We start from the raw sequence: 24,319 nt of genomic DNA, 5'->3' as shown, positions 1-24,319 counted from the left end.
CGAGCGGTCTTGGTGGCGCGGGAGAAAAATTCAACCGCAAGGAGCGGAGTTTCAGGAGAAGGGTGGATTTCTAAACTGGCCTCATTCTTCCAACACGGAGCAACGCCATGAAGACATCTTCCTTTTCCCACACAGGTCCCCTGTTCAAGTACCACTTCCGTACCCCAGGGAGCGAGGCGGAGGGCCCCGTCCGCTTCGCCATCGGCCGCACGATGCTCGGCCAGCTTGTGATCGGCCGCAGCGGGCGCGGTGTCTGCGCACTCTTCCTTGGCGATGATGAACGGGCGCTGCATGAACAGCTCGCGGCGGCATTCCCGGCCCATGAACTGCGGGCCGATCAGGCAGCGCTGGAACGCGAACTGAGCCAGATCGTTGCCTTCATCGACGGAGAGGCACCCGAGGGTGCTGCCGGTGTCGATCTCGATATCGGAGGTACGGCGTTCGAGCAGAAGGTCTGGCAGGCGCTGTGCCGTATTCCGGCAGGCATGACCCGCAGCTACGGCGAGATAGCGCGTGATATCGGCATGCCCGACGCCGCACGTGTGGTGGCTGGAGCCTGCGCTGCCAATGTCCTGGCCGTTGCCATTCCTTGCCACCGCGTGGTGCGCGGTGACGGCTCGATTTCCGGCTATCGCTGGGGCGTCGGGCGCAAGCGGGAGCTGCTGCTCAATGAAGCCATGGCGGCGCCGGTGCTGGCTGCGTGAATAGCCAGGTGTGGGGCAGGCCGCGATGATGATGTAATGGATGACGACGGAGTCACGAGACATGAATACGACCATTGCCTACGCGAGCGATGACGAGCGCTGGAGTGCCGTGCAGGCGCGAGATGCCGCCGCCGACGGTCGGTTTGTCTATGCCGTGCGCACGACGGGCGTGTACTGCTAGCCGAGCTCCACGGCGCGGTTGCCCAAGCGCGAGAACGTGGAGTTCTTTGACACGGCAGAGGCAGCCGAAGCGGCCGGCTACCGCGGCAGCCGTCGTGCCCATGGCGACCAGACCAGCGCTGCCGCCGAGCGCGCCGCGTTGGTGGCGCGCGCGTGCCGCATGATCGAGGAGTCGGAGACGCCGCCCCTGCTGGACGAACTGGCGGCCGAACTGGGCATGAGCCCGTTCCACTTTCACCGGCTGTTCAAGGCCGAGACCGGCCTCACGCCCAAGGCCTACAGTTCGGCCTATCGCGCTCGCAAGCTGCGCGAGGAACTCAGCAGTGCGGATGCCTCGATCACCGACGCGATCTACGGCGCGGGGTTCAACTCCAACAGCCGGTTCTACGAAGCAGCGGACGACCTGCTGGGCATGCGCGCGAGGGACTACCGCGCGGGAGGTGCCGGTGCGGTCATGCGCTTCGCGGTAGGGCAGTGCTCGCTGGGGGCCATCCTGGTGGCGCAGAGCCAGCGCGGCATCTGTGCGATCCTGCTGGGAGACGATCCCGACCAGCTGGTGCGTGACCTGCAGGACCAGTTCCCCAAGGCCGAGATCATCGGCTGCGATGGTGAGTTTGAGCAACTGATTGCCCAGGTGGTGGGCTTCATCGAGGCACCTTCGATGGGGATGCATCTGCCGTTGGACGTGCAGGGCACGGCCTTTCAGGAGCGTGTGTGGCGCGCGCTGCGCGAGATTCCGCCGGGAGCCACGGCAAGCTATTCGGACATCGCTGCCCGCATCGGTTCACCAAAGGCCGTGCGCGCCGTGGCACAGGCTTGCGCGACCAATCACATCGCCGTGGCCATTCCCTGCCATCGGGTCGTGCGGCGGGATGGGGATATCTCGGGCTACCGCTGGGGCGTGGATCGCAAGCGCGAGCTGCTGCGCCGCGAGGCACAGGCCTGACGGAGACGCCATGAACGCTTTCGACATGGCGCTCGATCACCGGGATTGGGACGATATCCGGCTGCAACTCGACGCCGAGGGCTATGCCCTGCTGCCTGGCCTGCTGGGCGAGGGGCTGGCACGTGAACTGGCACAGCGTGCCTTGGGGTCGACTCCCTGGCGAGGGGCCTTGGGTGCGAGTGACCTGCTGTACTTCGATACGGGGCTTCCGGCCTTGCTTGAGCAGTTGCGCGATGCCCTCTACCGTCGCCTCGCGGTCATTGCCAATGACTGGAGCGAAACTCTGGGGAGTGCCCGGCGCTATCCGCCTGCGTTGGTGGATTTTCTGGAACTCAATCGCGACGCAGGCCAGACAAGGGCACAGTCGCATCTGAGCTGGCTCGGCGCCGGGGATCATGTGTTGCTACACCAGCGCGACGAGGGTGAGCAGGTGTTTCCCATGCAGGTTGTGGCGGTGCTCTCCGAGCCGGGTGTCGATTTCCAGGGGGGCGAGTTCGTGATGACGGAGCAGCGTCCGCGCATGCAATCGCGCCCGATGGTGCTGCCCCTGGGGCTCGGCGACGTGGCCGTCATTGCGACGTCGGTGCGCCCCTTCCTGGGGGCGAGCGGCCACTACCGCGTCAACCTGAAACATGCCATCAGCCGTGTCCACGAGGGCGAACGCATCGGACTGGAACTGTCGTTCCACGATGCTCCGGACATGCTGGGCGGGGCAGTCCGGGGCCAGTGAACACGTCCTGGCCCGCTGAGGTCAGCCTGCGACTCCTAACGTATCGCGTGCTTCGCGTCGAACGGCCTGGGGCGGCATTCCGAAGCCGCGCAGGAAGGCCTCGCGCAGATGGCGTCGGTCCCGGAAGCCCGTTTCCCGCGCCACGACCTCCAGCGGATGCCGGCTGCTCTCGATCATCAACCGCGCAGCCTCAAGCCGCAACCCTTCCACGGCCTTGGCTGGCGACTGGCCGGTCTCGGCCGTGAACACCCGGCTGAACTGGCGCGGGCTCAGGCTGGCAGCCCCGGCCAGGTCCTCCACGCTCAAAGGCTGCGAGAGATTGCGCCGCGCATGGTCCAGTGCCTGCTGGATGCGATCGGACTTGGGCGCGAGCCTGAGCATCTCGGAGTGCTGCGATTGCCCGCCCGAGCGTCGCTGGTGCATGACCAGATGGTGTGCCACGGAGCGTGCAATGTCGGCACCGAGGTCCTTTTCCACCAACGCCAGCGCCAGATCCAGTTCTGCGGTCATGCCTGCGGAAGTCCACACGGGTCCGTCGGCGATGTAGATGCGATCGGCTTCGACCTGGGCCTCGGGATAGCGCTGCTGCAGCGTGTCTGCCCAGTACCAGTGCGTGGTGGCCCGCCGTCCGCCAAGCAGGCCGGCCTCTGCCAGCACGAAGGCGCCGGTGCAAAGCCCCGCGACGCGCCGTGCGTGCACCGCCGCCTTGCCCAGAAGCCGGGGCAGTTCGGGTGCCACGGGCATCGACAGCGGCGAGATGACGCCAACGACCAGCCAGGTATCGGCGCGGCTGCGTGCCGTCAGGGCACGGGTCTGGAGCGTCAGCCCGGTCGAGGCGCGCGCCTTGCCCTGCAGGGCGTAGTTCTCCATGGCGTAGAAGGGCTTGCCAGCGACCAGGTTGGCGAACTCGAAGACGGCCTGGGTTCCGAGGCCCATGACCTGAAAGCCGTCAGGCAATACGTAGCCGATTCGGTGCATGGTGGGTGTCCTTGGGATATGTCCTGATTCATGACTATATACGTCATTTACGACATGTGCTGATCGGAGCACCATTCACCCCGTCCACATGTTGTATCGAAGGAGTTTCACCATGACGCAAGCATCCCACCCGGGCACCGCCCTTGTCACCGGCGCTTCCAGCGGCATCGGCGCACTGTATGCAGACCGGCTCGCGCGGCAGGGCTACGACCTCGTCCTGGTCGCCCGCAACCGCGAACGGCTGACCACGCTGGCCCGCGATATCAGTACCCGCACCGGCCGCGCGGTGGAGGTGCTCGCCGCCGACCTGAACGACCGAACCGGGCTTGCACAGGTGGAGGCGCAGCTGCGCCAGGATGCCAGCATCACCTTGCTGGTCAACAATGCCGGCATTGGCACGCACACGCCGCTTCTGCAAAGCGATGTGGAGCAGATGACCCGCATGGTCGAACTGAACGTCACCGCGCCGATGAGGCTGGCCTACGCCGCAGTGCCGGGCTTCGTGGCACGGGCGCGGGGCGCGATCATCAACATCGCCTCGATCGTGGCCATTGCGCCGGAAACACTCAACGGCGTCTATGGCGGCAGCAAGGCCTTCGTGCTGGCGTTCAGCCAATCCCTGCAGAAGGAGCTGGCCGGCACGGGCGTGCGGGTGCAGGCCGTGTTGCCCGGTGCGACCGCCACCGACTTCTGGGCGATCGGGGGCCTGCCCGTCGAGCACCTGGACCAGAGCATCGTCATGCGTGCCGACGATCTGGTCGATGCAGCGCTCTTGGGCTTTTCACGCGGAGAGACGGTCACCATCCCGTCGCTGCACGATGGGCAGAAATGGGAGGCCTATGAGGCCGCGCGCCGTGCCATGGCCGGGCACCTGTCCAGCAGCTCCGTCGCGCAACGTTACGCGGTGGTGCACTGAGCACTGAAGGGAATCGAGACCATGAAAGCCGTCATCGCCGCCTACGCGCGCTCACCATTCCATTTCGCCCGCAAGGGTCGGCTGGCCGCCGTTCGGCCCGACACACTGGCCGCCCAGGTGGTGCGAGGCCTGCTGCAGCGCACGGACCTGGATCCGGCGCTGCTGGAGGACGTGATCCTCGGCTGCGCCTACCCGGAGGCCGCCCAGGGCAACAACCTAGCACGCATCGTCGGCCTGCTCGCGGGCTTGCCCGAGACCGTGGGCGGGATGACGGTGAACCGCTTCTGCGGCTCATCGATGCAGGCGGTGCACATCGCGGCAGCGCAGATCGAGTCAGGCATGGGCGACGCGTTCCTCTGTGTCGGCGTGGAGTCGATGACGATGGTGCCGCAGGGCGGCTTCAACTTCTCGCCTCATCCGGAGTTGCTGGCTGGGAGCGATGCCTATATTTCCATGGGCGAGACGGCCGAGAACGTGGCGCGGCGGTGGAATGTGAGCCGTGCCGACCAGGAGTTGCTTGCATTGCAATCCCACCAGAAGGCCGCTGCGGCCCGTGAGCAGGGGCGCCTGGCGGAGGAGATCGTTCCGATCCGCTTGCCGGATGGCGAGTGGGTGGAGGCAGACGGCTGCATCCGGCCCGGCACCACGCTGGAGACGCTTGCGGGACTCAAGCCCGCTTTCCGGGCCGATGGCGTGGTCACGGCAGGCACCTCGTCGCCCTTGACCGATGGTGCCGCAGCGGTGTTGGTCACCAGCGATGATTTTGCCGCGCGCCATGGCCTGGCGGCGCTCGCGCGCATCCGCGGCTTCGCGACCGTGGGGGTGGATCCGGCCATCATGGGCATAGGCCCCATTCCCGCCACGCGCAAGGCGCTGGCGCGCGCCGGCCTCGATGTGGCCGATCTGGACGTGGTGGAGATCAATGAGGCTTTCTCATCGCAGGCCCTGGCCTGCATCCGCGATCTGGGCCTGGACATGGCGACGGTCAACATCGACGGCGGCGGCCTTGCCATCGGCCACCCGCTGGGCGCAACCGGCGCACGCATCACCGGTAAGGCCGCGGCGTTGCTGGCAAGGCAGCAGGGGCGTTATGCGCTGGCTACCCAGTGCATAGGCGGCGGGCAGGGTATTGCGACGGTGCTGGAGAGGGTGTGAGCCTGGGGTGGGCAGCAGATGGGGTCACTTCAATTTACCCATTTCTAGGGATATGCAACCTGTGGTTACCTGGGTAACATTCTTGCGCAACTTTGGTGTCAGTCACCGCTTGCGCAAGCAAGCGACCCTCCTTATCCCACATATCCATGAATTACTGCCTTTTCCCCGGGTCGACGCCGTCCCGCTGGGGGCGCCTTGCGCGCAACCTCATTCTCAGTCTTGCGTTGCCCGGCATGAGCGTCCTTGGCACGGCACTGGCCCAGGACCTGCCGAGCAAAGCTAGTTTGAGCGCTGTCGAGCGCAAGATGGATATGCGCCTGGTGGCGCAGGCGCGCTCGGCCGCCAGGAGCCGTGGCGTGGTGGAGCCGGTCTTTGTGGTCATCCAGGCCAGGATCACTCCGGAGCTGTTGAGTGCTTTGAGAGCGCAAGGCGCTACCGGCATCAAGCCGGTGCCCCGCTTTGACTCGGTCTCGGCCATCGTGCCGCCCGCTGCTCTGTCCGCCATTGCCGCACGCCCCGATGTGCGCAGCGTGGGCTCCAGGCCTGAGCGGACGACCAATCGTCACCAGCCATCACCGGCCGAGCAGAAAGCGCGCATGGCTCGGTTCGAGCAGGCCCTTCGCCTCAAGGTGGGTGGCGTGACCTGGGAGGGCGTGACCGCGCACAAGGCCGACATGGCGCATGCGGGCGGTTTCAAGGGGGCGGGCGTCAAGGTCTGTGTCCTTTCGGACGGCATCCAGTCGCTGGCTTCGCGCGTGGCAGCGGGCACTCTGCCGGCAGTGGATGTCCTGCCAGGACAGTCCGGCCCCGCCACAGGCGACGAGGGCACGGCCATGTTGGAGATCGTGCACGACATGGCGCCCGATGCCGCGCTGGGTTTCGCCACGGCCTATGACACGCCTGCCGATTTCGCTCAGAACATTCTTGATCTGCGCGCCGCCCACTGTGACGTCATCGTTGACGACATCACGTACTTCAACGAACCGGCATTCCAGGATGGGCCCATTGCCCAGGCTGTCAACGAGGTGGTGGCCGATGGCGCGCTGTACTTCTCGTCGGCGGCCAACTCGAACAATCTGACGCATGGCCAATCGGGTACCTTCGAGGGCGATTTTGTGCCCAGCAGCGATCCCCCGCCCGCAGCTGTCATCACATACATGGGGAGCACTGACGTTCAGGCGCTTGCCTTTCCAAGTGGCAAGAACTACACCACGCTGACCGAGGCCACCTACTACGTGAGCCTGAAATGGAGCGACCCGCAGGGCCAGTCCGGCAATGATTACGATGTGGTGGTGACAAACTCCAGTGGCTCCAGCCTGCTTGGTGTCTCCGCTAGCCCTCAATCCGGCTTGCAAGACCCTTATGAATTTGCCGAGCGCAGCAATGGGAGTGCGTTCCCGTCCGGAGCACGCGTCTATGTCATCAAGTACAGCGGCAACGCGCGAGCCATCCGCCTGGACACCCACCGTGGCGTCATCTCGGCGACGGACGGCACGGCGGGTAGTGCCTTTGGCCACAACGCGGCAGGCAGTGCCATCAGCGTAGGATCGGTGGACCTGAGCCTGGCTGCAGGCGTGCCCTTCACCGGTGGCACGGCCAACCCGGTGCAGGTCTACAGCTCGGACGGGCCGCGCAGGATGTTCTACAAGCCCGATGGGACGGCCATCACTCCGGGCAACGTGCTGTTCGCGAGCAACGGCGGCAGCACGCTGCCCAAGGTGGACATGGCGGCAGGGGACTGCGGCCAGACCACGGTGTCTCCGGATTTTCTGGTGTTCTGTGGCACGTCGGCCGCTGCGCCCACGGCTGCGGCCATTGCTGCTCTGATCAAAAGCGCCAACCCCACGGCCGACAAGGCTGCCGTGCTGGCAGCCATGCGTGCCAGCGCGCTGGACATTGAGGCACCAGGCGACGACCGCGACGCAGGCATGGGCCTGGTCATGGTGCCATTGCCACTGACGGCGGTGCTCAGTGGCGTGGCCTTGCCCGCTGCCGCGGGCAGCGTAGCGTGCACGCCCGTCAATCTGGGAGGCAACGGCAGTTGCACGGCTACGGCCAACACTGGCTGGCGCTTCAAGGACTTTGCGGCCGGTTGCACTCGGACCAGTGGCGCAGATGCCTCGACCTGCGAGATCGACACGCTGATGGCCGACGCCACGGTCACCGCACGCTTCGAACCCTATTTCAGCGGCTCAACGCAGATCGGCACAGGGATGGGCGGTACTGGCAAGGCCACTTTCACCGGAGGCGGAGCCCACTGCGGTTTTGACACCGGCGTCACGGGCTTTGAAGCCGCGCCTTCCAACCTTCCGGCCGGGCTCGCGTTGCCCCAGGGCATGTTCCGGTTCAAGCTGGTCCATTGCGACGCGGGAAGCACGGTGAGCGTGCGCGTGACGTGGCCGCAGCCAGTGACCGGTTACACGCAATGGGGTTTTGCCAGCGCGCAGGACCTGGGCAGTGGCCAGCGCAGTTTCTTCACGCCAAGCTGGCAGGTTGACCCGCTGGATCCAAACACCGCCATTCTGACGGTGACCGACGGAGCCTTGGGCGATGACGACTGGGCGCAGAACGGTGAGATCGTGGACCCCAGCGGCCCGGCGTTACGGACCGCAGTACCGCCCGAAACGCTCCTCCCGCCAGCTCCCGTCCCTGTCCTGGCTCCATGGGCGCTGATGCTGCTCTCCGTTGCACTGGCCGGCCTTGCTGCAGCGGGCACGCGCCGTTTTCGCGCGAACTGATACGGAAGAAGGTTGATTGAGCTGGCTGGCGCTTGCCGAGACCGCTGCCGGCTCATGTCTTTCCCTTCACAAAGCCATAGAGGGCTCCGAAGAGCCCTCTATGGTTGGTTGGGTGCGGCCGTCCGGCGGCGGATAGTGAAGCCCCCGGACGACGGACGGCCTGGCCGGTTTACAGCTCTTCGAAGAGGATTTCCTGGGCGCCCTCCCACAGCACTTTGGTCCCCAGCGCGCGCAGGTTTTCCTTGCCTTCGATGATGGTCAGGAAGTGATTGCCGGCAAGCTGGCCGACCTTGCTGGAGAAGTCGCAGCCGCCGTAGGCCAGCAAGACTTCCGTTTCGCTCAAGCCCCCTGGGTAGAAGATGATCTCTCCCGGCGCCGGGTGGCTCGTGGCGTTTTCGTACCCGACTCCCAGGTCGAAGTCGCCCAGGGGTATCCAGCAGCCTTCGCCGCTCCAGCGAACATGAATGATCCGCTCGCGATAGGGCAGCAACTTGCGGAATGCCGCGACCGTGCGTGGTGCGTCGGGATTGAATTCGGCAATGAACTGGTATCCGGCGGCGGTGATGCGTAATTTACTCATGGGGTTTTCCGTTTTGACAAATCTGAATCAGCGGGAGTCGATCTCGTTCAGGTGGGCCCGGGCTGTTTCTCGGGCGCTCCAGGCAGCCACTGCAATCAGGGCACAGGCCACCGCGCAGTAGATTGCCACCGGGAAGGTCGAGGAGTAGGCGGCCAGCAGGCTGGTGCAGATGATCGGGGCCAACGCACCACCGAACACGCCCGCGAACTGGAAGCCGAGCGAGGCTCCCGTCACGCGAACCCGCGTGGCGAACAGCTCCGGCAGGAAGGACGCCAGCGGAGAGAACATGAAGGAGACGAAGCCCATGCCCACGAAGGCAGCCAGCACGATCAGCGTGGGGTTGCGCGTTTCAATCAAGGCGAAGAAGGCGAAAGTCCATGCAGCGCCACCGAGGCCGCCGAACATCAGGACGGGGCGACGTCCCAGCCGGTCGCACAGCCAGCCGGCGATGGGAATGAAAATGATCTGCGCCACAGCGCCTGCAAGCACTCCGTACAGCGCAACGTCCTTGGGCAGGCCGAGCTTGGTGGGGACGTAGTACAGCAGAAACAGCGTGAACACGTAGAACGAAATGTCGCCACCCAGACGTGCGCCGAAACCGATGAGCAGCTTGCGCTTGTAGTGCGTCAGCAGTTCCTTGATGGGAGCCGGTGACTCCTCGCCCTTGGCTTCGAGTTTCTCGAACAGGGCGGATTCGTTCACCTGGGCGCGGATATACAGCCCGATGATGACCAGCAAGGAGCTCATCAGGAACGGTATCCGCCAGCCCCAACTGAGAAATTGTTCATCGCTGAGTTGCTTGGTGACCACCGCGAACACGCCGTTGGCAAGCAGGAGTCCTATGGGCGCGGCCATCTGCACCACGGACCCCAGGAGGCCGCGGCGTTTTCCGGTCGGGTCGAGTTCGTTGACCATGATGGTCGCGCCACCCCATTCGCCGCCGAGCGCTGTGCCCTGGATGATGCGCAGCAGGACGAGCAGGATGGGCGCGAGGATGCCCAGGGTTTCATAGCCTGGCAGCAGGCCGATGCCGAAGGTGGCGAGGCCCATCATCATCAAGGTGACGAAGAGGATGGATTTGCGGCCGATCTTGTCGCCGAAGTGGCCGAAGATGGCGGCCCCCATGGGTCGGGCCACGAACGCGACGCCGTAGCTTGCGAAGGAGAGCAGGGTGGAGACCAGCGGGTCCCCCTGCGGAAAGAAGAGCCTTGGAAAGACCAGCGCGGCTGCCGTGCCGTAGATGAAGTGGTCGTAGAACTCCAGGGTGGTGCCCGCGAGGCTGGCGGCAGCCACCTTTCTGACCGAGTTGGTGGGAACCGCTGGCGTGGCGGCCGACCCACTGATGGTGGTTTGCATGTGTGTCTCCTGTTTTTTAGTTTCTTGGCTGCAATGTACAGCCGCTTGCAAAGATACATGAAGGCCAAAGTTCAATCAATTGGTATTTTGTACATCGGTATCAATTATTTTGGATGTTGGTTGTTTTGGGCGTTTTGGGCGTTCAGCACCTGAATACCCAGGATGGGGATTTCGCATGGCCTTGGAGCGATGCATCTCGTCAAACGGATGGGCGTACAATTTCCGCTTATGTTCCATACAAAATATGCAACGAGATGAAGAAAGCAACCGCTGCCCAGGGATCGACAGACTTGCCGTCCTCCAGAAGCGCCAAGCAGCGCGAACCTGCATCCGTGGAGGAGATCACGGAGCGGGTGCTTGGCGCGATCTGGGAGAACCAGCTTCCGCCGGGAACCAAGCTGGTGGAGGAGAAGCTTGCCGCGGTGTTCCACGTCAGCCGCACCAAGGTCCGGCTGGCGCTGGCGCGGCTCGCCCATGACGGCATCCTCACCGTGGAGCCCAACCGCGGCACCTTCGTATCGAGCCCGACGGTGGAGGAGGCCAGGCAGGTGCTGGCGACGCGTCGCCTGATCGAGCCCTGCCTGCTGCGGGAGCTCTCCACGCGGTTGCGTGCCGAGCACCTGGAAAGCCTGCGCAGGAACATCGCGCTGGAACAGCAGGCGCGTGCCAAGAATGAGCGTCGGGCGACGATCCGCCATTCCGGCGAATTCCATGTCCGTATCGCGGAGATGTCCGAAAACGCTTACCTGACCAAGTACATGCGCGAGCTGTGTTCGCTGACCTGTCTGGTGATTGCCCTGTATGACGCACCCGGTGAGCCGTCATGCCCGGACCATGAGCATGAAGCGATCCTGGACGCGCTGGAGGCCGGAGAGGTGGATCGCGCCTGCGCCATGATGGTCGAGCACCTGAACCACGTCGAGAACGCCTTGCGGCTGGAGATGCCCGAAGAGCCTGAAGTGGACTTCGCAGCCATTTTTGCCTAGCGAGCCTCTGCAAAGCCCTGGCCAGCAGGCTGGACGCGGCTCGCCCGAGGCCGCGTCCAGACGATGGCCGGGCGTTTTGCAGAGCTTCCCTGGAGCGTGCAGGGTACCTTCAAGCGGTGCCCGTATGGGTTCTGCAGCGCGTGCCTGGGAGCCGATCCTTCGGGCAAGCCGTCACCGGTATTCGAAACGCGCCTGAAGTGCGGGTGGAAGCCCGCTCGTGGGCTTGGCCGCCGGCCGACGGAAGCTCCCGGCCACGGCCTTGCGCGGACGCAGGCTGGCCAGAGTCTCCGCCTGCTTGATGGCGGCGGCCATCTGGTCGACCAATGGCACGGGGATGAGGTCGCGTACCTTGTCGGCGAGGCCCGCCAGCGGGGCGCCGGCAAGGATGACGACGTCGGCGTCGTCCTGTTCCACCGCCTGGTTCGCCAGATCCACCAGCAACTGCATCTTTTCTTCCTGCACGTCGGAGACGGAGCCGAACTTTTCGTCCAGCATGCGGATGCCGGCCAGGCGGCTCGTGAGCCCATGGGATTCGACGCACTCCTGATACCAGAGGCCCAGCGAGCGCGCAAAGGTCACGATGGCGAAGCGCTTGCCGAGCATGCAGGCCGTCAGCATCGCAGCCTCGGCCATGCCGACGACCGGAATGTCGAAGAGCTCGCGTGCGCCAAAAAGTCCTGGATCGCCGAAGGCCGCAATGATGGCGGCATCGTAGTCCGCATGGTGTTCGGCGAGCATCTCCAGTGCGATGGCTCCGCCGATCTGCGCCTCGGCTCGCGTGGAGATGTACGGGAAGCCTCGCGGGGCGGTCAGACTGGAGACTTCGGTGCCTGGCGCTGCTGCGGGAAGCGCCGCGGCCATCAGGCGGTCGGTGATGCCCTGGCTGGTGTTGGGATTGAGAACGAGAATGCGCATGGCATGTCCTAGGTTGGCTGAACGGAACGCCCCGCGCTGGCGGCGAGGATGGCTTCTATCTCCCTGGCGGCGGCCAGCAGCTGCCTGTCGCGGCCACGGGCGGCGATCACCTGCATGCCCACGGGCAGGCCTGCTCGGCCCGTTCCGCAGGGAATCGAGATGGCAGGCGCCATGGCGTGATTGACGAAGGGCGTGAAGACCGCATGTCCCCGGGGTTGTACGGTGACGCCCCCGATGGTCTCGGGGCCCAGGCGATCGGCGCTCCAGGCAACGCAGGGTGTGGTGGGACAGATGAGCAGGTCGTGGCGCGAAAGGAACTCGCCGAGGGTGAGGGCGATGCGGTAGCCGGCCTCCCGGGCGCGGGCGACATCCGCGCCGCTCCATTGCATGCCGCGTGCTATCTGCTTTTCGATGTCGGGATCAAACTGCGTGGGATCGCGCCGCCACTCCTGTCCGAAGAGATTGGCAAGGCCCACATGCTGCAATGGCATGAGTGTGTCTTCGTTGGCGCCTTCGGGCCAGACCGGGTCGGCATCCATGATGTTCAGCCCGGCGCCACGCAGCATGTCGATCGACCGGGCAATGCAGGCCTCGACATCCGCGTCCACGGGAACATCCAGCCCGAAACGCGGACTGAATGCAATGCGCAGTCCCGCTGCCTCGCGCGGCGGGTCAGCGGACAGAGGAATGGACTGTGGGTCGCGGACATCGGGGCCGGCCAGTTGCTCGAACATCAGCTCCGTATCCGCCACGTTGCGGGCAATGGGGGCCAGCACCTGGATGCCGTTGAAGGCATGCGGGAAGCCCACCGGATCCGCGATGGCGCCTTGCGACGGCTTGAACCCGACCGCGCCCACATGGGCTGGCGGCCTGCGGCTTGAGCCGCCGCCATCGGTGCCCAGCGCCAGAGGCGCAAGCCGCGCCGCCACGGCGGATGCGCAGCCGCCCGACGAGCCTCCGGGCGTGAGCGACAGATCGGCCGGATGCCGGGTCAGGCCGTAGACCTTGTTGGTGGTCAACCCCTTGCAGGCGAACTCGGACGAATTGGCCATGCCGATGATCAACGCGCCGGCCCGGCGCAACCGCGCAACGGCGGGTGCATCCTCCGGGGCCACAAAGTCGCGGAACAGCATCGACCCCTGGGTGACGTTCTGTCCCTCGACCCAGATCACGTCCTTGACCAGCACGGGCACCCCGGCCAGGGGAGGGCGCTCACCCCGGCGAAGGCGTTCACGCAGAGCCTCGATGTCCGATGTCAGGCGCGCGGGCGTGGTGCCGACGACGGCGTTCAGACCGGGGTTGAGCTCCGCGATCCGGCGCAGGAAGGCTGCGGCGACTTCGCCCGGGTCGAGCGTGCCGTCATGGCAGCCAGCGGCAATCTGGGTTGCGGAAAGCTCATGCATGGGCAGACCTCGCCAGCTTGCTCAGCGCGGTGGGGAGATTGCCGACATAGTGGCCGGCGGCGGCTGTGTCGGACACCTTCGGGCGTGCCATGTCGGGCTTGCCGCAGGGCAGGAACTGCCCATATCCAGCGGTGCCCACGACCTGGCCGCTGTCCCAGACGATCTGGCCGCGCACCAGCGTCGTCACCGGCCAGCCCGTGACCTGCATGCCCTCGTAGGGTGTGTAGTCCACGTTGTGGTGCAGCATGCTGTTGGTGATCGTGACCTGCTTTTCGGGATCCCAGATCGCAATGTCCGCATCCGAACCGATGGCGATGGTGCCCTTGCGCGGGTTCAGCCCGTAAAGCTTGGCTGGATTGGTGGACGTCAGCGCGACGAACTGGTTCAGTGAAATACGGCCGGTGCGCACGCCTTCCGAGAACAGCAGGGGCAGGCGGGTTTCGACGCCCGGGATGCCATTGGGAATGTACTGGAACTCCACCTCCTTGCCCCCGGGCTTCTTGCCGTCCGTGCCTTCGTACCGGAACGGCGCATGGTCGGACGACACGATGGTGAACAGGCCGTCCGACAAGCCATCCCACACGATGCGTTGATTGGCCTTGTCGCGTGGCGGAGGGCTGCAGATGCACTTGGCGCCCTCGTAACCCCCGTCCAGGTGCGACGCGGTGAGGAACAGGTATTGCGGGCAGGTTTCGGCGTAGATGCGCAGCCCGTGTCCGTGGGCCCAGCGAATCTGGTCGATGGCCTCGCGTCCCGAGACATGGACGATCAGGATGGGCACGTCGACCAGCTCGGACAGCGCAATGGCCCGGTGCGTCGCCTCGCGTTCGGCGACCATGGGCCGCGCCTGTGCGTGGTACCTGGGCTCGGTATGGCCGGCCGACTCGAGCACCTCGGTCAGCCAGGCAATGCAGTCGGTATTTTCCGCATGCACCATCGCCAGCGCGCCATGTTTGCGAGCGACGGCCAGGCACTGGAGGATCTGGCGGTCATTGAGCTTCATGTCGTCATAGGTCATGTAGATCTTGAACGAGGTATAGCCCTGCGCGATCAGGCTCGGCAGTTCCTCGTTCAGGACCGTGGCCGTGGGGTCGGTGACGATCATATGGAAGGCATAGTCCACCAGCGCCTTGCCCTCGGCACGCCGGTGGTAGTCCTCCACCGCGGCACGCATCGATTCCCCCTGGATCTGGGCGGCAAAGGGGATGACGGTGGTGGTGCCCCCGCATGCAGCCGAACGCGTACCGGACAGGAAGTCATCCGCCATCTTCAGCCCTTCTTCGCCCATTGGCTGGTCAAAGTGGCAGTGCGCATCCACGCCACCCGGCAGCACCAGCTTGCCGCTGGCGTCAATCTCCGTCCGCCCGGCCTCCAGGCCCTTGCCGAGTGCCACCACTTGTCCGCCGCGGATGCCGATATCCGTCTCCATGGTCTCGCAGGCGGTGGCGACCAGGCCGTGGCGAATTACGACGTCATAAGAAGGCTGCATCTCTTTCCCGTTCAGTGATCTATTGATTGCACAAATGTAAAGGGTGTCTGATGTGCAATCAATAGGGTTTTTGTTTATCGGTAAATTGAATTTTGTACATCAGATTGTGGCTAGGCGAAGATAGGTCGCCCGAAGCGCCCGGTTGCGGTCTTCCGGGAACGGATGCTGACTTTTCAGTCAAGTCGGCCTCAAGGTGCCGGCTGGTCATGTCACATCCATGGCGACTATTTCGTCATACTTGCGCGCACCGGTTGGTGCGAGGCAGGAGACCACATCCATGATCCAGAAAAATTCCTTCTCACCCGACGAACGCGCACGCCGTTATGACGCCGAACACGCGCGCAGGCTGCGGGCGCTGGCGTATCGCATGCTCGGTTCGCGTGCTGAGGCCGAGGACATCGTTCAGGACACGTGGCTGCGCTGGGTCGAGGTGGATGAAAGCGCCATTGATGACCCGGGCGCCTACCTGTCACGTCTCGCGACCAATCTGTGCCTTGACAAACTGGGATCGGCGGCGGCTCGACGCGAGCAGTATGTCGGCACCTGGCTGCCCGAGCCTCTGCTGGAGGATGAGGTCCTGTTTGGCTGGGCGCCAAGTCCCGAACGGCAGGCGGAGTTCGCTCAGGACGTATCGGTGGCCTTCATGTTGGCATTGGAACGCCTGTCACCCCTGGAGCGTGCAGCCTTCCTGTTGCACGACGTGTTCGATCTGGAGTACGACGAGATCGGCCGCCATCTCGACCGCCATACCGATGCCTGCCGCCAGCTGGTCAGCCGCGCGCGCCGCAACGTCAAGGCCGACTATGCACGCCGCGAGGTCGCCGAAGAGGAGCGTCAACGCCTGGCTACCGCCTTTGCGGAAGCCATACGCACCCAGGACGTCAATGCATTGGCGCAGATACTGGCCGAGGATGCGGTGATGCTGGCCGATGGCGGCGGCAAGGTCAGCGCCATCACCAGACCGCTGCGCGGCAATGTCGGCATTGCCAAGGCCCTGATCGGCTGGGCACGGCTGGACGGCAATAGTGGCTGGCGCATTGTTCCGACCGTGGTCAATGGCCTGCCCGGCTGTCTGATCTTGGATGATCGCCATCACGGCGCACTGGTGCAGACCATCGCCCTGGCCCCTGCCGCCGATGCAGGAGGATGTATCGGCGCACTCTACATACAGCGCAACCCGGACAAGCTGGTCGGGGTCGTGCAGAAGCTGGCGGCGAAAGACTAGAAAAATGGGGTGCGCATGTCACAAGGCACCAGGCTATGTCGTCTTGTTCATGTATCGCGCTTTCTGCGAATCCGATACGCCAACCCAACCTGAGGAAATGACCATGACTGCAAATTCACCGCGCCTTGACTACATGCACATCTCGCCCGACCTGTTCAAGAAGTATGCTGCTTTCGGCATGGCCGGCAAGCTGGATGCGACCCTCGCCCTGCTCGTCGATATTCGTGCTTCGCAACTGAACGGTTGCGCCTTCTGCCTCGACATGCACGTCAAGCAGGCCAAACTTCATGGCGAACGTGAACTGCGCCTGCACCACCTTGCGATCTGGCCTGAGTCCCATCTGTTCACGCCGAAGGAGCGCATGGCCCTGGCCTGGACCGAAGCCCTGACGAAGATCGAACGCGAAGGTGTCTCGGATGAACTCTATGCCGCCGCTAGCGAGCACTTCAATGAAACCGAACTCTCCGAACTCACCTTCCGCGTTGTTGCCATCAACGGCTGGAACCGCCTCAATGTTGCTTTCCGCAACCCGCCGGGCTCGAAGGATCAGATGTTCGGATTGGAGAAGGCTGGGTTGAATTGAATCGCTTGAGCAATCGACAGATTGCCAATGAAATCAAAAAGGCTGCTGGTTCGTTGGCAGCCTTTTGTTGGCTAGTTGAATAGGCGGCTCAAAGCTGAGGTGAAGGGCAGGTGTGGCCGGTGACCTGAGTTCGAGAGGCGAAACCGCAGCCACCTTCGGCTTGTGAGCGGCAGGTGGCTTGAAGGACTGCTATCGGGGGAGGCTACAAAATGGAACTCTCGGCCAGGAGCGGCCGGTCGTACCACCGGCCAAAACGGGCACTCGCTGTGGCGGTAGATTGCGTTGTGCCTGAATCAACTGTTTGAGTGTGCTTGGGGCTTGCTTGTTACGACTGCGCTACTTCACAGGATTTTTAGCGCCCCTGATAAACCGCGTGGAAATGAAAAATTCTTGTAAATTCCACGACTTACGAAACTTTGCCCGCCCAGTGATAGGGCGCATTCAATGTGATAGGGCGCTTACACTGCGCTCTATAACAAGTGAGGCGCGATGACGCATGACTCAGAGTCCCGAACTATTGCGACGGTTGCTGCGAGCGAAAGATCGGATGGATGGCGCGTCCCATGAGGAATGGCCTGTTCATCGTTTGGCGCAAGTGAGTGCCGTTTCGGAGGCACACTTCGCGCGCTCGTTCAAAGACGCTTTCGGCGTCCCTCCGCACCGTTACCTACTCACACGCCGTATTGAGCGAGCCATTGCGCTGCTCTGTGACTCCGATCTATCCATTACGGAGGTTGCATTCCAGACTGGCTGGAAGAGCCTTGGCACCTTTGGGCGCATCTTTCACGACATCACTGGCGAAACCCCCGGAAATCTCCGAGCACGCGAGCGATCTGTACTGCACGGGCGAGAGCCTGTACCTGAGTGCGTGGTGCGCGCCGCCCACCGTCCAGACCTCAAGATCGCAGTTTCGGAGAAGCGACGGGAGAAGCGAGTTGAGAGAATCGAGCCTCAATCAACGGAGGCTATATGACTCAAGGTATAAATGTGGTCGGTTTGTACGTTCGGGACCAAGACGAGGCGCTTGCGTTCTACGTCGAGAAACTGGGTTTTCGTGTTCACACAGACGTTCGCAATGGCAACTATCGCTGGCTGACGGTCCAGCACCCGGAACAACCCTCATTCCAACTCGGCTTGTTCAAGCCGGGGCCACCCATACATGACGCGGCGACCACACAGACCCTGAGTGAGGTCGTCGCCAAGGGCGCCATGCCGCCGCTGGTACTCGTGGTCGATGACTGCCGCGCCGCCTACGAACGGCTGAGCGCGTATGGCGTCGAGTTCATACAGGAGCCCGTAGATCGTTACGGCGCCGTGGACGCAGGCTTTCGTGATCCGTCCGGCAACGGATGGAAGATGATCGAAGCTAAGCCAAAGTCTGAGTCGCAAGAGTCGAAATGAACTGGAGCCTTTGGATGCGACACAGCCACCGGTGGCTATCCATCGTTTTCACGCTCACCGTCATCGCCAATTTCGCGTATAGGGCGGTGACATCGGGCGAGCCTCCAGCGTGGCTGACCTACTCGCCGCTACCACCTCTCTTTCTTCAGTTGTTTTCTGGCTTGTACCTGTTCGTGCTTCCATATACAGCCAAATGGCGCGCCACCGAACGCGCCTAACAAATCAATCCAGCGGACGCCGTACCGGCGCCGCTGATTTCCGGCGTTGAACGTCGGCTATCGGCAGTTCGCTGTTTCCGCTTTGGGTCGACAAGAGCCTGTGGCCGCACACAGAAGCGGTTCCTCGAGCGGTACTACCAAACCACTAGCCCAACCTGCAATCCGCCACCGCTTGTCTCTGTTCACCGTGCTCTTGGCGCCGTTAACAACCGCTGATCACCGCGCAACTCAGATCATCAATTCAATGAGGAACGGTGCCGGTCTTCCGAAGCTGCTTGCCATAAGATCGGCGCAGGTATCGAGCGTGGTGGCGCGTGCTGCTTCGACCCCCATGCCGTTTGCCAGTCGGACCCAGTCCAGCGAGGGGTTACCCAGGTCCAGCATGCTCATTGCTGTATCTCCGGGAGTTGCGCCGACGTTGGCGTATTCGCCAATGAGGATGTTGTACTTGCTGTTGTTGAGGATGATGGTTGTCACAGGCAATTGCTCGCGCGCCTGTGTCCACAGGGATTGCAGCGAGTACATGGCCGATCCATCCGCCTGCAGGTTGATCACGCGGCGCTGCTTGCCCGCACCCAGTGCTGCACCGGTCGCCACGGGCATGCCGTCGCCAATCGCACCGCCGGCAAGATGCAGCCAGTCGTGAGCCGGCGCGGCATGTGTGAACTTGTAGAAGCCTCGCCCGTAGGAGATGCTCTCGTCGGAAATGATGGAGTTCTCGGGCATCAGGGCGGCGAGCGTCTGTGCCAGGCCTTCCGGAGAGGGCGTGCCGCGCACGGCCTCGGGGCGCGGTCCGGGGTTCGGGATGCAAGCCTCTGGTGCTCCCAGCGTGTGTGCCAGTGCTGCCAATGCTTCGACAGGGTCCTGATCGGGGCGCGAGAGCGTGTGGAACACCGCATCGCTGCGATGCTGCACGGAAGGCATGTCGGGATAGCCGAAGAAGCCGACGGGCGGTGCGGCGTTCACCAGGATGATGTGGCCAAATGGCTTGAGTGCCTGAATGGCCGCTTCCATGCTATAGGGCACGCGCTCCAGTGGCATGCGGCCCTGACCGCGTGCCAGATGTGATGTCACATAGCTCGCCATCACCTTGGCACCTGTGGCCTGGGCAATGCGCCATGCGAGTTTCTGGCCCTCAGCCAGCACGGCCGGACCTGCCATCAGCAGCAGGACATCGTCCCTGTCGCGCAGGATCTTCGCCGCGCGGTCCACCGCGCCCGGGTCCAGCGGCGAAGGCCGGGCCGCAGCCATCGGCGTGCCGACTTGTCCTCCCTCCTGCCAGGACACGTCGGCCGGCAGGATCAACGTGGCGATCTGGCCCGGATAGGTCGAGGCTGCGCGCACTGCCTCGACGGCATCGCGGCCGAGTTCTTCCGCACTGTTGCTGGTGCGCACCCAGGCCGACACCGTCTGGGCCATGCCCGCCGTGTCTCCCGTCAGCGGGGCATCAAAGGGGCGGTGGTAGATCGCCTGATCACCCACGATGTTGACAATGCCGCTGCGCGCCCGGCGTGCGTTGTGCAGGTTGCCCATGCCGTTGGCCAGGCCCGGCGCACAGTGGAGCAGGGTGCAGGCAGGCTTGCGCGCCATCCGGTAGTAGCCATCGGCCATGCCTGTGACCACGTTCTCCTGCAGGCCCAGCACGCACTTCATGCCGGGCACCTGGTCCAGCGCCGCGACGAAATGCATCTCGCTGGTTCCGGGATTGGCGAAACAGGTGTCGATGCCTGCGGCGAGCAATGTCTGAACCAGACTCTTGGCTCCGTTCATTTGTCAGTTTCCTTGATGGGGTGGAAGGCGGCTGCGGCCAATGGGGCCAGTGCCAGCGCTTGCGCTTGCTGGCGTTCCATGTCCATGGGGCTCCTCGCGCTGCTCGTTGATTGAGGCTCGGTCAGAGTGACTTATTCTGAAATTTCGGTAATTCATCCTCAATTGAGTTTTTTTTCAACGCTGGCTTGGTAACGTGTCGACCTTGATGCAGGCGTTCTCCATCGTCGCCACCCCACTTCGATGAAGAGGATGCCGCACGTTTCTCATGGAGAAACTCGAATCATTCAAAGCAAAGGTGAAGGAGACAACATGCCACAGACCATGGCATTGATGAAGGTCGGCGACATCGCTGAGCAGATCAGCGACGGTTGCCGGCTTGCCATGCCCGTCGATTACGCGGGCGTGCCCATGGCCATTGTTCCCGCGCTGCTGCAACGTGCACCGCGCGATCTGGATCTGGTGGGCGTTCCCACGGCCGGGCTGTCGTTCGACATCCTGATCGGCTCGGGGCTGGTGCGCAGCCTGGAGACCAGCGCGGTCAGCCTGGGAGAGGCGGGCGGCGCGCCCTGCTTCATGCGCGCGATCGCCAATCGGTCGATCCTCATGAAGGACAGTACCTGCCCTGCGATCCACGCAGGCCTGATGGCGGCGCAGAAGGGCTCGCCATTCACCACCTTGCGCGGACTGATCGGCACCGATGTGCTGCGGCATCGCCAGGATTGGCGGGTCATGCAGAACCTGTTTTCGGAGGAGCCCGATCCCGTGGTCGCGATTCCGGCGCTGCACCCCGACGTGTCGGTGTTCCATGCACCGATGGCCGATCGGGAAGGCAATGTCTGGATTGGCCGCAGGCGTGAGCTGGCGGCCATGGCCTATGCCAGCCGCAGGAACTTCGTGACCGTGGAGCGCATCGTGGAGCATCGGCTGCTGGACGACGAGACGACTGCGGCTGGCGTGCTCCCCGCCATCTACGTCGATGGCATTGCCGTGGCGGAGAAGGGGGCGTGGCCGTACGGACTGTGGGGCGAGTACGCACCGGACACTGCCCAGTTGCAACGCTATGCCCAGATGGCCAGGACGGAAGAGGGCTTTCAGCAATGGATTGCAGAGGTGTATGCATGAACGAAGTGACTTTGCGTGAACGCCTGATCGTCACGATCGCCTCGCTGCTCGATGGCGCGCGCCATGTGGCGGTGGGGGCCTCCTCCCCGATCCCCGCTGCCGCCGCCATGTTGCTGCGTGCGCAGAAGGAAGCAGCCAACGAGCCGGCCGTGCGGCTGTCGATTCTGGGGTCGGTCAAGCACAACCTGTTCACCAACGGTTCGGCGGAGCTGTTCGATTGCGCCGGGCAGGGGCGCATCGACGCCTTCTTTCTCGGCGGTGGCCAGATCGATGGACAGGGCAACATCAACCTGGTCGGCACAGGCGAATATCCCGAGACCAAGGTACGCTGGCCCGGCTCCTTCGGCTCCGCCTATCTGTACTTCACCATTCCAAAGGTGATCCTGTTTCGCGAAGAGCACTCACCGCGCGTGTTTGTCGACAAGGTGGATTTCATCAGCGCACCTGGCACCAGTGAACCGGGTGTATATCGCAAGGGAGGGCCCTATGCCCTGCTGACCGGCATGGCGCTGTTCATGTTCGACCCGTCCAAGGCACGCTTTCGCCTGGTGCACATGCATCCGGGACATACGCTGGACGAGATCAAGTCCGCGACCGGCTTTGCGTTCGATGTGGACCCGCAACTGAGTGTGACTCCACCGCCCGATACCGCCACGCTGGCACTGCTGCGGGGCCGTGTACTCGATGAACTTCGCGAGACCTATCCGGACTTCGCACACCAACTGACCAAGGAGATAGCTGCACATGCAGAATGAAAAGATGAAGGCCGGCGCATTGGCGGGCATTCGCGTGATCGACGCGAGCCGCGTGCTGGGGGGGCCGTTCTGCGGCCAGATCCTGGGCGATCATGGCGCGGATGTGATCAAGGTGGAGCCCCCGATGGGCGACGAGACCCGCGCCTGGGGCCCTCCGTTCGTGGGGGATGCCGCGAGCTACTTCATCGGTGTGAACCGCAACAAGCGCGATGTGCCCATCGATGTGACGCAGCCGCTCGGGCAGGAGTTGTTGCTGCGCCTGCTGGAAGATGCGGATGTGCTCATCGAGAACTTCAAGATCGGCACGCTCGAAAAATGGGGGCTCGGTGGCGATGAGCTCCGCAAGCGCTTTCCGCGGCTGGTGCATTGCCGCATCTCCGGCTTCGGCGCCGATGGTCCCTACGGTGGGCAGCCTGGCTACGATGCCGCGGTGCAAGCGATGACGGGCCTGATGAGCGTGAACGGCGAACCGCAGGGAGAACCTCTGCGCATGGGCGTTCCGATCATCGACATGGTGACCGGCATGAACGGCGTGATCGGCATCCTGCTGGCGCTGCAGGAGCGCAATCGCAGTGGCGAAGGGCAGTTCGTCGAGGCGACGCTCTACGACTCCGGCGTGTCCATGCTGCATCCGCACTTGCCCAATTTCTATCTCAACGCCAAGGTGCCGCAGCGCTCGGGCAACCGTCATCCGAACATCTGTCCCTATGACGCGTTCGCGACCAGCACTGTTCCCCTGTTCCTGGCCGTGGGCAACAACCGCCAGTTCGTGACGCTGTGCCAGGTGCTTGGAAAGCCTGAGCTGGGGACCGACGAACGCTTCCTGACCAACGCCTCGCGCAACATGCATCGCGATGCGCTGCGCGACGAACTGGTGGCGCTGCTGTCAAGGCGCGATGGACAGCAGGTGTCCCAGGAACTGGTGTCCGCCGGCGTGCCCTGCGGGCCGGTGCGCACCATCGACCAGGTGGTGGCTGATCCGCACACACATCATCGCGGCATGATCGTCGACATCGACGACTACCGTGGTACGGGTGCTCCGGTGAAGCTCTCGCGCACGCCGGCCACCTACCGCATTCGTCCGCCCGCATTCGCGCAGCATACCGATGAGGTGCTCAAGGAGCGGGGCATCGATCCGGCGGCCTACGCCAGCGTGCTGCCGCGCAAGCCTGCCGTGTGATTTCCTGCATGGCGTGATCTCCCCGGGCCGCTACGCGTCGCCGGGGACTGACCCTTTTCCGGAGCCCTGTCATGCTGATCCGATCGCTGCGTTCCTTCCTGGCGCTGCACCGCCATGGAACCATCGTTGCTGCTGCCGAGAAAGTGCATCTTTCCCAGGCGGCCGTCAGCATTCAGCTCAAGAACATGGAGGACGAACTGGGCATCGCGCTGTTCGTTCGCACCAGGCGGTCGCTGGAGTTCACATCGGCAGGGCGGCAGCTGGTTTCGCTGGCCGAGAAGATGGTCTCGATCTACGAGGAGATGAAGGCGATCAAGGGCGGCGGGCCCATCGGAGGCTTTCTGTCTCTTGGCGTGATCAACAGCGCGCTGGGCGGCGTGCTGCCGCAGTTGCTCAAGGAGATGACGCTCAAGAACCCGGGGCTGGAGGTGAAAATCATGGCCGGCATTTCGGGTGAGCTGGTGTCGCAGGTGAACCGCGGCACGCTCGACATGGCCATCGTGACCGAGCCGCCGCAACGCTTTCCCACCAACCTCAGCGTCCACTATCTCTACAGCGAACCCTTCGCGCTGCTCACTCCTGCCGAGGTTCCCTACCAGGATCTGGTGCGCGCCTTCAAGTCGTCCACGCCGTACATCGCTTTCGAGCGCAGCACCTGGGCAGGGCAGCTGATCGACGAGTTCTTGATGAAGCGCGGCGTGATGACCAAGCCGTCGATGGAGCTCAACTCGCTGGACGCCATTGCGGCGCTGGTCAGCCAGGGGCTGGGCATTTCCATCGTGCCGTTGATCCGGGGCGCTGCCTGGCATGCCAGCCCCAACCTGCATGTGGTGCGCCTGCCCAACTTTGAGCGACCGGTATCGTTGATCACGCGGGCATCCCACGAGCACGATGCGCTCACTGCGCTGGTGCTGTCGTCGTTCAGTACCGTGGACTGGAACAACTGACGGCGCATGCGGCGCCGCAGTGATCCGCACCAGGGTGCCACT

21 protein-coding genes and 1 pseudogene are annotated in these 24,319 nt (G+C 63.8%); 15 read left to right on the top strand and 7 right to left on the bottom strand.

All coding sequences use genetic code 11. The features are described 5' to 3' along the window. Positions 1-107 precede the first annotated feature (107 nt). From H9K76_RS15605 to H9K76_RS15595, 3 genes and pseudogenes are all read left to right on the top strand, one after another. Positions 108-704, top strand: a complete 597-nt coding sequence (locus tag H9K76_RS15605) for a methylated-DNA--[protein]-cysteine S-methyltransferase (RefSeq protein ID WP_187596276.1) — start codon at positions 108-110, stop codon at positions 702-704. Positions 705-765: 61 nt separating this feature from the next. Continuing rightward, positions 766-1,830 (top strand): annotated as a pseudogene (gene ada / locus H9K76_RS15600) (bifunctional DNA-binding transcriptional regulator/O6-methylguanine-DNA methyltransferase Ada). Between the two features lie 10 nt (positions 1,831-1,840). Further along, the gene (locus tag H9K76_RS15595) at positions 1,841-2,560 is read left to right on the top strand and encodes a 2OG-Fe(II) oxygenase (RefSeq protein WP_187596275.1); all 720 of its coding nucleotides are present in this window, start codon (positions 1,841-1,843) and stop codon (positions 2,558-2,560) included. A 21-nt stretch (positions 2,561-2,581) separates the two neighbouring features. On the opposite strand, the gene H9K76_RS15590 is transcribed toward H9K76_RS15595, so the two are convergent. Beyond that, positions 2,582-3,538 carry a GlxA family transcriptional regulator gene (locus H9K76_RS15590; protein ID WP_187596274.1) on the bottom strand — a complete coding sequence of 319 codons (957 nt, stop codon included), beginning with the start codon at positions 3,536-3,538 and terminating at the stop codon, positions 2,582-2,584. Positions 3,539-3,650: 112 nt separating this feature from the next. On the opposite strand from H9K76_RS15590, the gene H9K76_RS15585 reads away from it, so the two are divergent. From H9K76_RS15585 to H9K76_RS15575, 3 genes are all read left to right on the top strand, one after another. After that, positions 3,651-4,454 carry an SDR family NAD(P)-dependent oxidoreductase gene (locus H9K76_RS15585; protein WP_187596273.1) on the top strand — a complete coding sequence of 268 codons (804 nt, stop codon included), beginning with the start codon at positions 3,651-3,653 and terminating at the stop codon, positions 4,452-4,454. A 21-nt stretch (positions 4,455-4,475) separates the two neighbouring features. Further along, a complete protein-coding gene (locus H9K76_RS15580) occupies positions 4,476-5,609 on the top strand; it encodes a thiolase family protein (RefSeq protein ID WP_187596272.1) in 1,134 nt (377 codons plus the stop codon). A 233-nt stretch (positions 5,610-5,842) separates the two neighbouring features. Then, positions 5,843-8,347 (top strand): choice-of-anchor U domain-containing protein, encoded by a 2,505-nt coding sequence (locus H9K76_RS15575; RefSeq protein WP_187596271.1) that lies wholly within the window; start codon positions 5,843-5,845, stop codon positions 8,345-8,347. Between the two features lie 169 nt (positions 8,348-8,516). On the opposite strand, the gene H9K76_RS15570 is transcribed toward H9K76_RS15575, so the two are convergent. Both H9K76_RS15570 and H9K76_RS15565 read right to left on the bottom strand, forming a co-directional pair. Next, complete coding sequence (locus tag H9K76_RS15570) at positions 8,517-8,927, bottom strand: DUF3830 family protein (RefSeq protein WP_187596270.1); 411 nt, start codon at positions 8,925-8,927, stop codon at positions 8,517-8,519. A 27-nt stretch (positions 8,928-8,954) separates the two neighbouring features. Continuing rightward, positions 8,955-10,283 (bottom strand): MFS transporter, encoded by a 1,329-nt coding sequence (locus H9K76_RS15565; protein WP_187596269.1) that lies wholly within the window; start codon positions 10,281-10,283, stop codon positions 8,955-8,957. A gap of 254 nt (positions 10,284-10,537) precedes the next feature. On the opposite strand from H9K76_RS15565, the gene H9K76_RS15560 reads away from it, so the two are divergent. Next, on the top strand, positions 10,538-11,269 hold the full coding sequence (locus H9K76_RS15560) for a GntR family transcriptional regulator (RefSeq protein WP_187596268.1): 732 nt from the start codon (positions 10,538-10,540) through the stop codon (positions 11,267-11,269). A 171-nt stretch (positions 11,270-11,440) separates the two neighbouring features. Here H9K76_RS15560 and H9K76_RS15555 read toward each other — a convergent pair whose 3' ends face one another. The 3 genes from H9K76_RS15555 to hydA are packed head-to-tail and all read right to left on the bottom strand — an operon-like array spanning position 11,441 to position 15,076. Beyond that, a complete protein-coding gene (locus tag H9K76_RS15555) occupies positions 11,441-12,184 on the bottom strand; it encodes an aspartate/glutamate racemase family protein (RefSeq protein ID WP_187596267.1) in 744 nt (247 codons plus the stop codon). Between the two features lie 8 nt (positions 12,185-12,192). Then, positions 12,193-13,587 (bottom strand): amidase, encoded by a 1,395-nt coding sequence (locus tag H9K76_RS15550; RefSeq protein WP_187596266.1) that lies wholly within the window; start codon positions 13,585-13,587, stop codon positions 12,193-12,195. Beyond that, positions 13,580-15,076 (bottom strand): dihydropyrimidinase, encoded by a 1,497-nt coding sequence (gene hydA / locus H9K76_RS15545; RefSeq protein WP_187596265.1) that lies wholly within the window; start codon positions 15,074-15,076, stop codon positions 13,580-13,582. Before hydA ends, H9K76_RS15550 begins: the two co-directional genes overlap by 8 nt. Positions 15,077-15,353: 277 nt before the next feature. On the opposite strand from hydA, the gene sigJ reads away from it, so the two are divergent. The 4 genes from sigJ to H9K76_RS15525 all read left to right on the top strand — a co-directional run bounded on the left by sigJ (position 15,354) and on the right by H9K76_RS15525 (position 18,285). Then, positions 15,354-16,301: an RNA polymerase sigma factor SigJ gene (sigJ, locus tag H9K76_RS15540; RefSeq protein ID WP_187596264.1), complete on the top strand. Its 948-nt coding sequence runs from the start codon at positions 15,354-15,356 to the stop codon at positions 16,299-16,301. Positions 16,302-16,398: 97 nt separating this feature from the next. Then, positions 16,399-16,884, top strand: coding sequence for a carboxymuconolactone decarboxylase family protein (locus tag H9K76_RS15535; RefSeq protein ID WP_187600671.1), 486 nt, complete (start codon positions 16,399-16,401; stop codon positions 16,882-16,884). A gap of 496 nt (positions 16,885-17,380) precedes the next feature. After that, on the top strand, positions 17,381-17,857 hold the full coding sequence (locus H9K76_RS15530) for a helix-turn-helix transcriptional regulator (RefSeq protein ID WP_187596263.1): 477 nt from the start codon (positions 17,381-17,383) through the stop codon (positions 17,855-17,857). After that, entirely contained in the window at positions 17,854-18,285 is a 432-nt protein-coding gene (locus tag H9K76_RS15525; RefSeq protein WP_187596262.1) for a VOC family protein, read from the top strand. The genes H9K76_RS15530 and H9K76_RS15525 overlap by 4 nt, the downstream gene beginning before the upstream one ends. A gap of 446 nt (positions 18,286-18,731) precedes the next feature. On the opposite strand, the gene H9K76_RS15520 is transcribed toward H9K76_RS15525, so the two are convergent. After that, positions 18,732-20,273 (bottom strand): acetolactate synthase large subunit, encoded by a 1,542-nt coding sequence (locus H9K76_RS15520; RefSeq protein ID WP_187596261.1) that lies wholly within the window; start codon positions 20,271-20,273, stop codon positions 18,732-18,734. A 309-nt stretch (positions 20,274-20,582) separates the two neighbouring features. Between H9K76_RS15520 and H9K76_RS15515 the strand changes: the two genes are divergently transcribed. The 4 genes from H9K76_RS15515 (at position 20,583) to H9K76_RS15500 (ending at position 24,277) form a co-directional block, all read left to right on the top strand. After that, entirely contained in the window at positions 20,583-21,395 is an 813-nt protein-coding gene (locus H9K76_RS15515) for a CoA transferase subunit A (protein WP_246475056.1), read from the top strand. After that, the gene (locus tag H9K76_RS15510; RefSeq protein WP_187596260.1) at positions 21,392-22,150 is read left to right on the top strand and encodes a CoA transferase; all 759 of its coding nucleotides are present in this window, start codon (positions 21,392-21,394) and stop codon (positions 22,148-22,150) included. The genes H9K76_RS15515 and H9K76_RS15510 overlap by 4 nt, the downstream gene beginning before the upstream one ends. Further along, positions 22,140-23,330, top strand: coding sequence for a CaiB/BaiF CoA transferase family protein (locus H9K76_RS15505; protein ID WP_223196248.1), 1,191 nt, complete (start codon positions 22,140-22,142; stop codon positions 23,328-23,330). Before H9K76_RS15510 ends, H9K76_RS15505 begins: the two co-directional genes overlap by 11 nt. A 71-nt stretch (positions 23,331-23,401) precedes the next feature. Continuing rightward, complete coding sequence (locus H9K76_RS15500; protein ID WP_187596259.1) at positions 23,402-24,277, top strand: LysR family transcriptional regulator; 876 nt, start codon at positions 23,402-23,404, stop codon at positions 24,275-24,277. Positions 24,278-24,319: the final 42 nt, after the last annotated feature.

Origin of the sequence: Diaphorobacter ruginosibacter, from assembly GCF_014395975.1 — a bacterium.
In the GTDB taxonomy this organism is placed as follows: Bacteria; Pseudomonadota; Gammaproteobacteria; order Burkholderiales; family Burkholderiaceae_C; genus Diaphorobacter_A; species Diaphorobacter_A ruginosibacter.
This window is presented reverse-complemented; position numbering and strand designations above follow the sequence as displayed.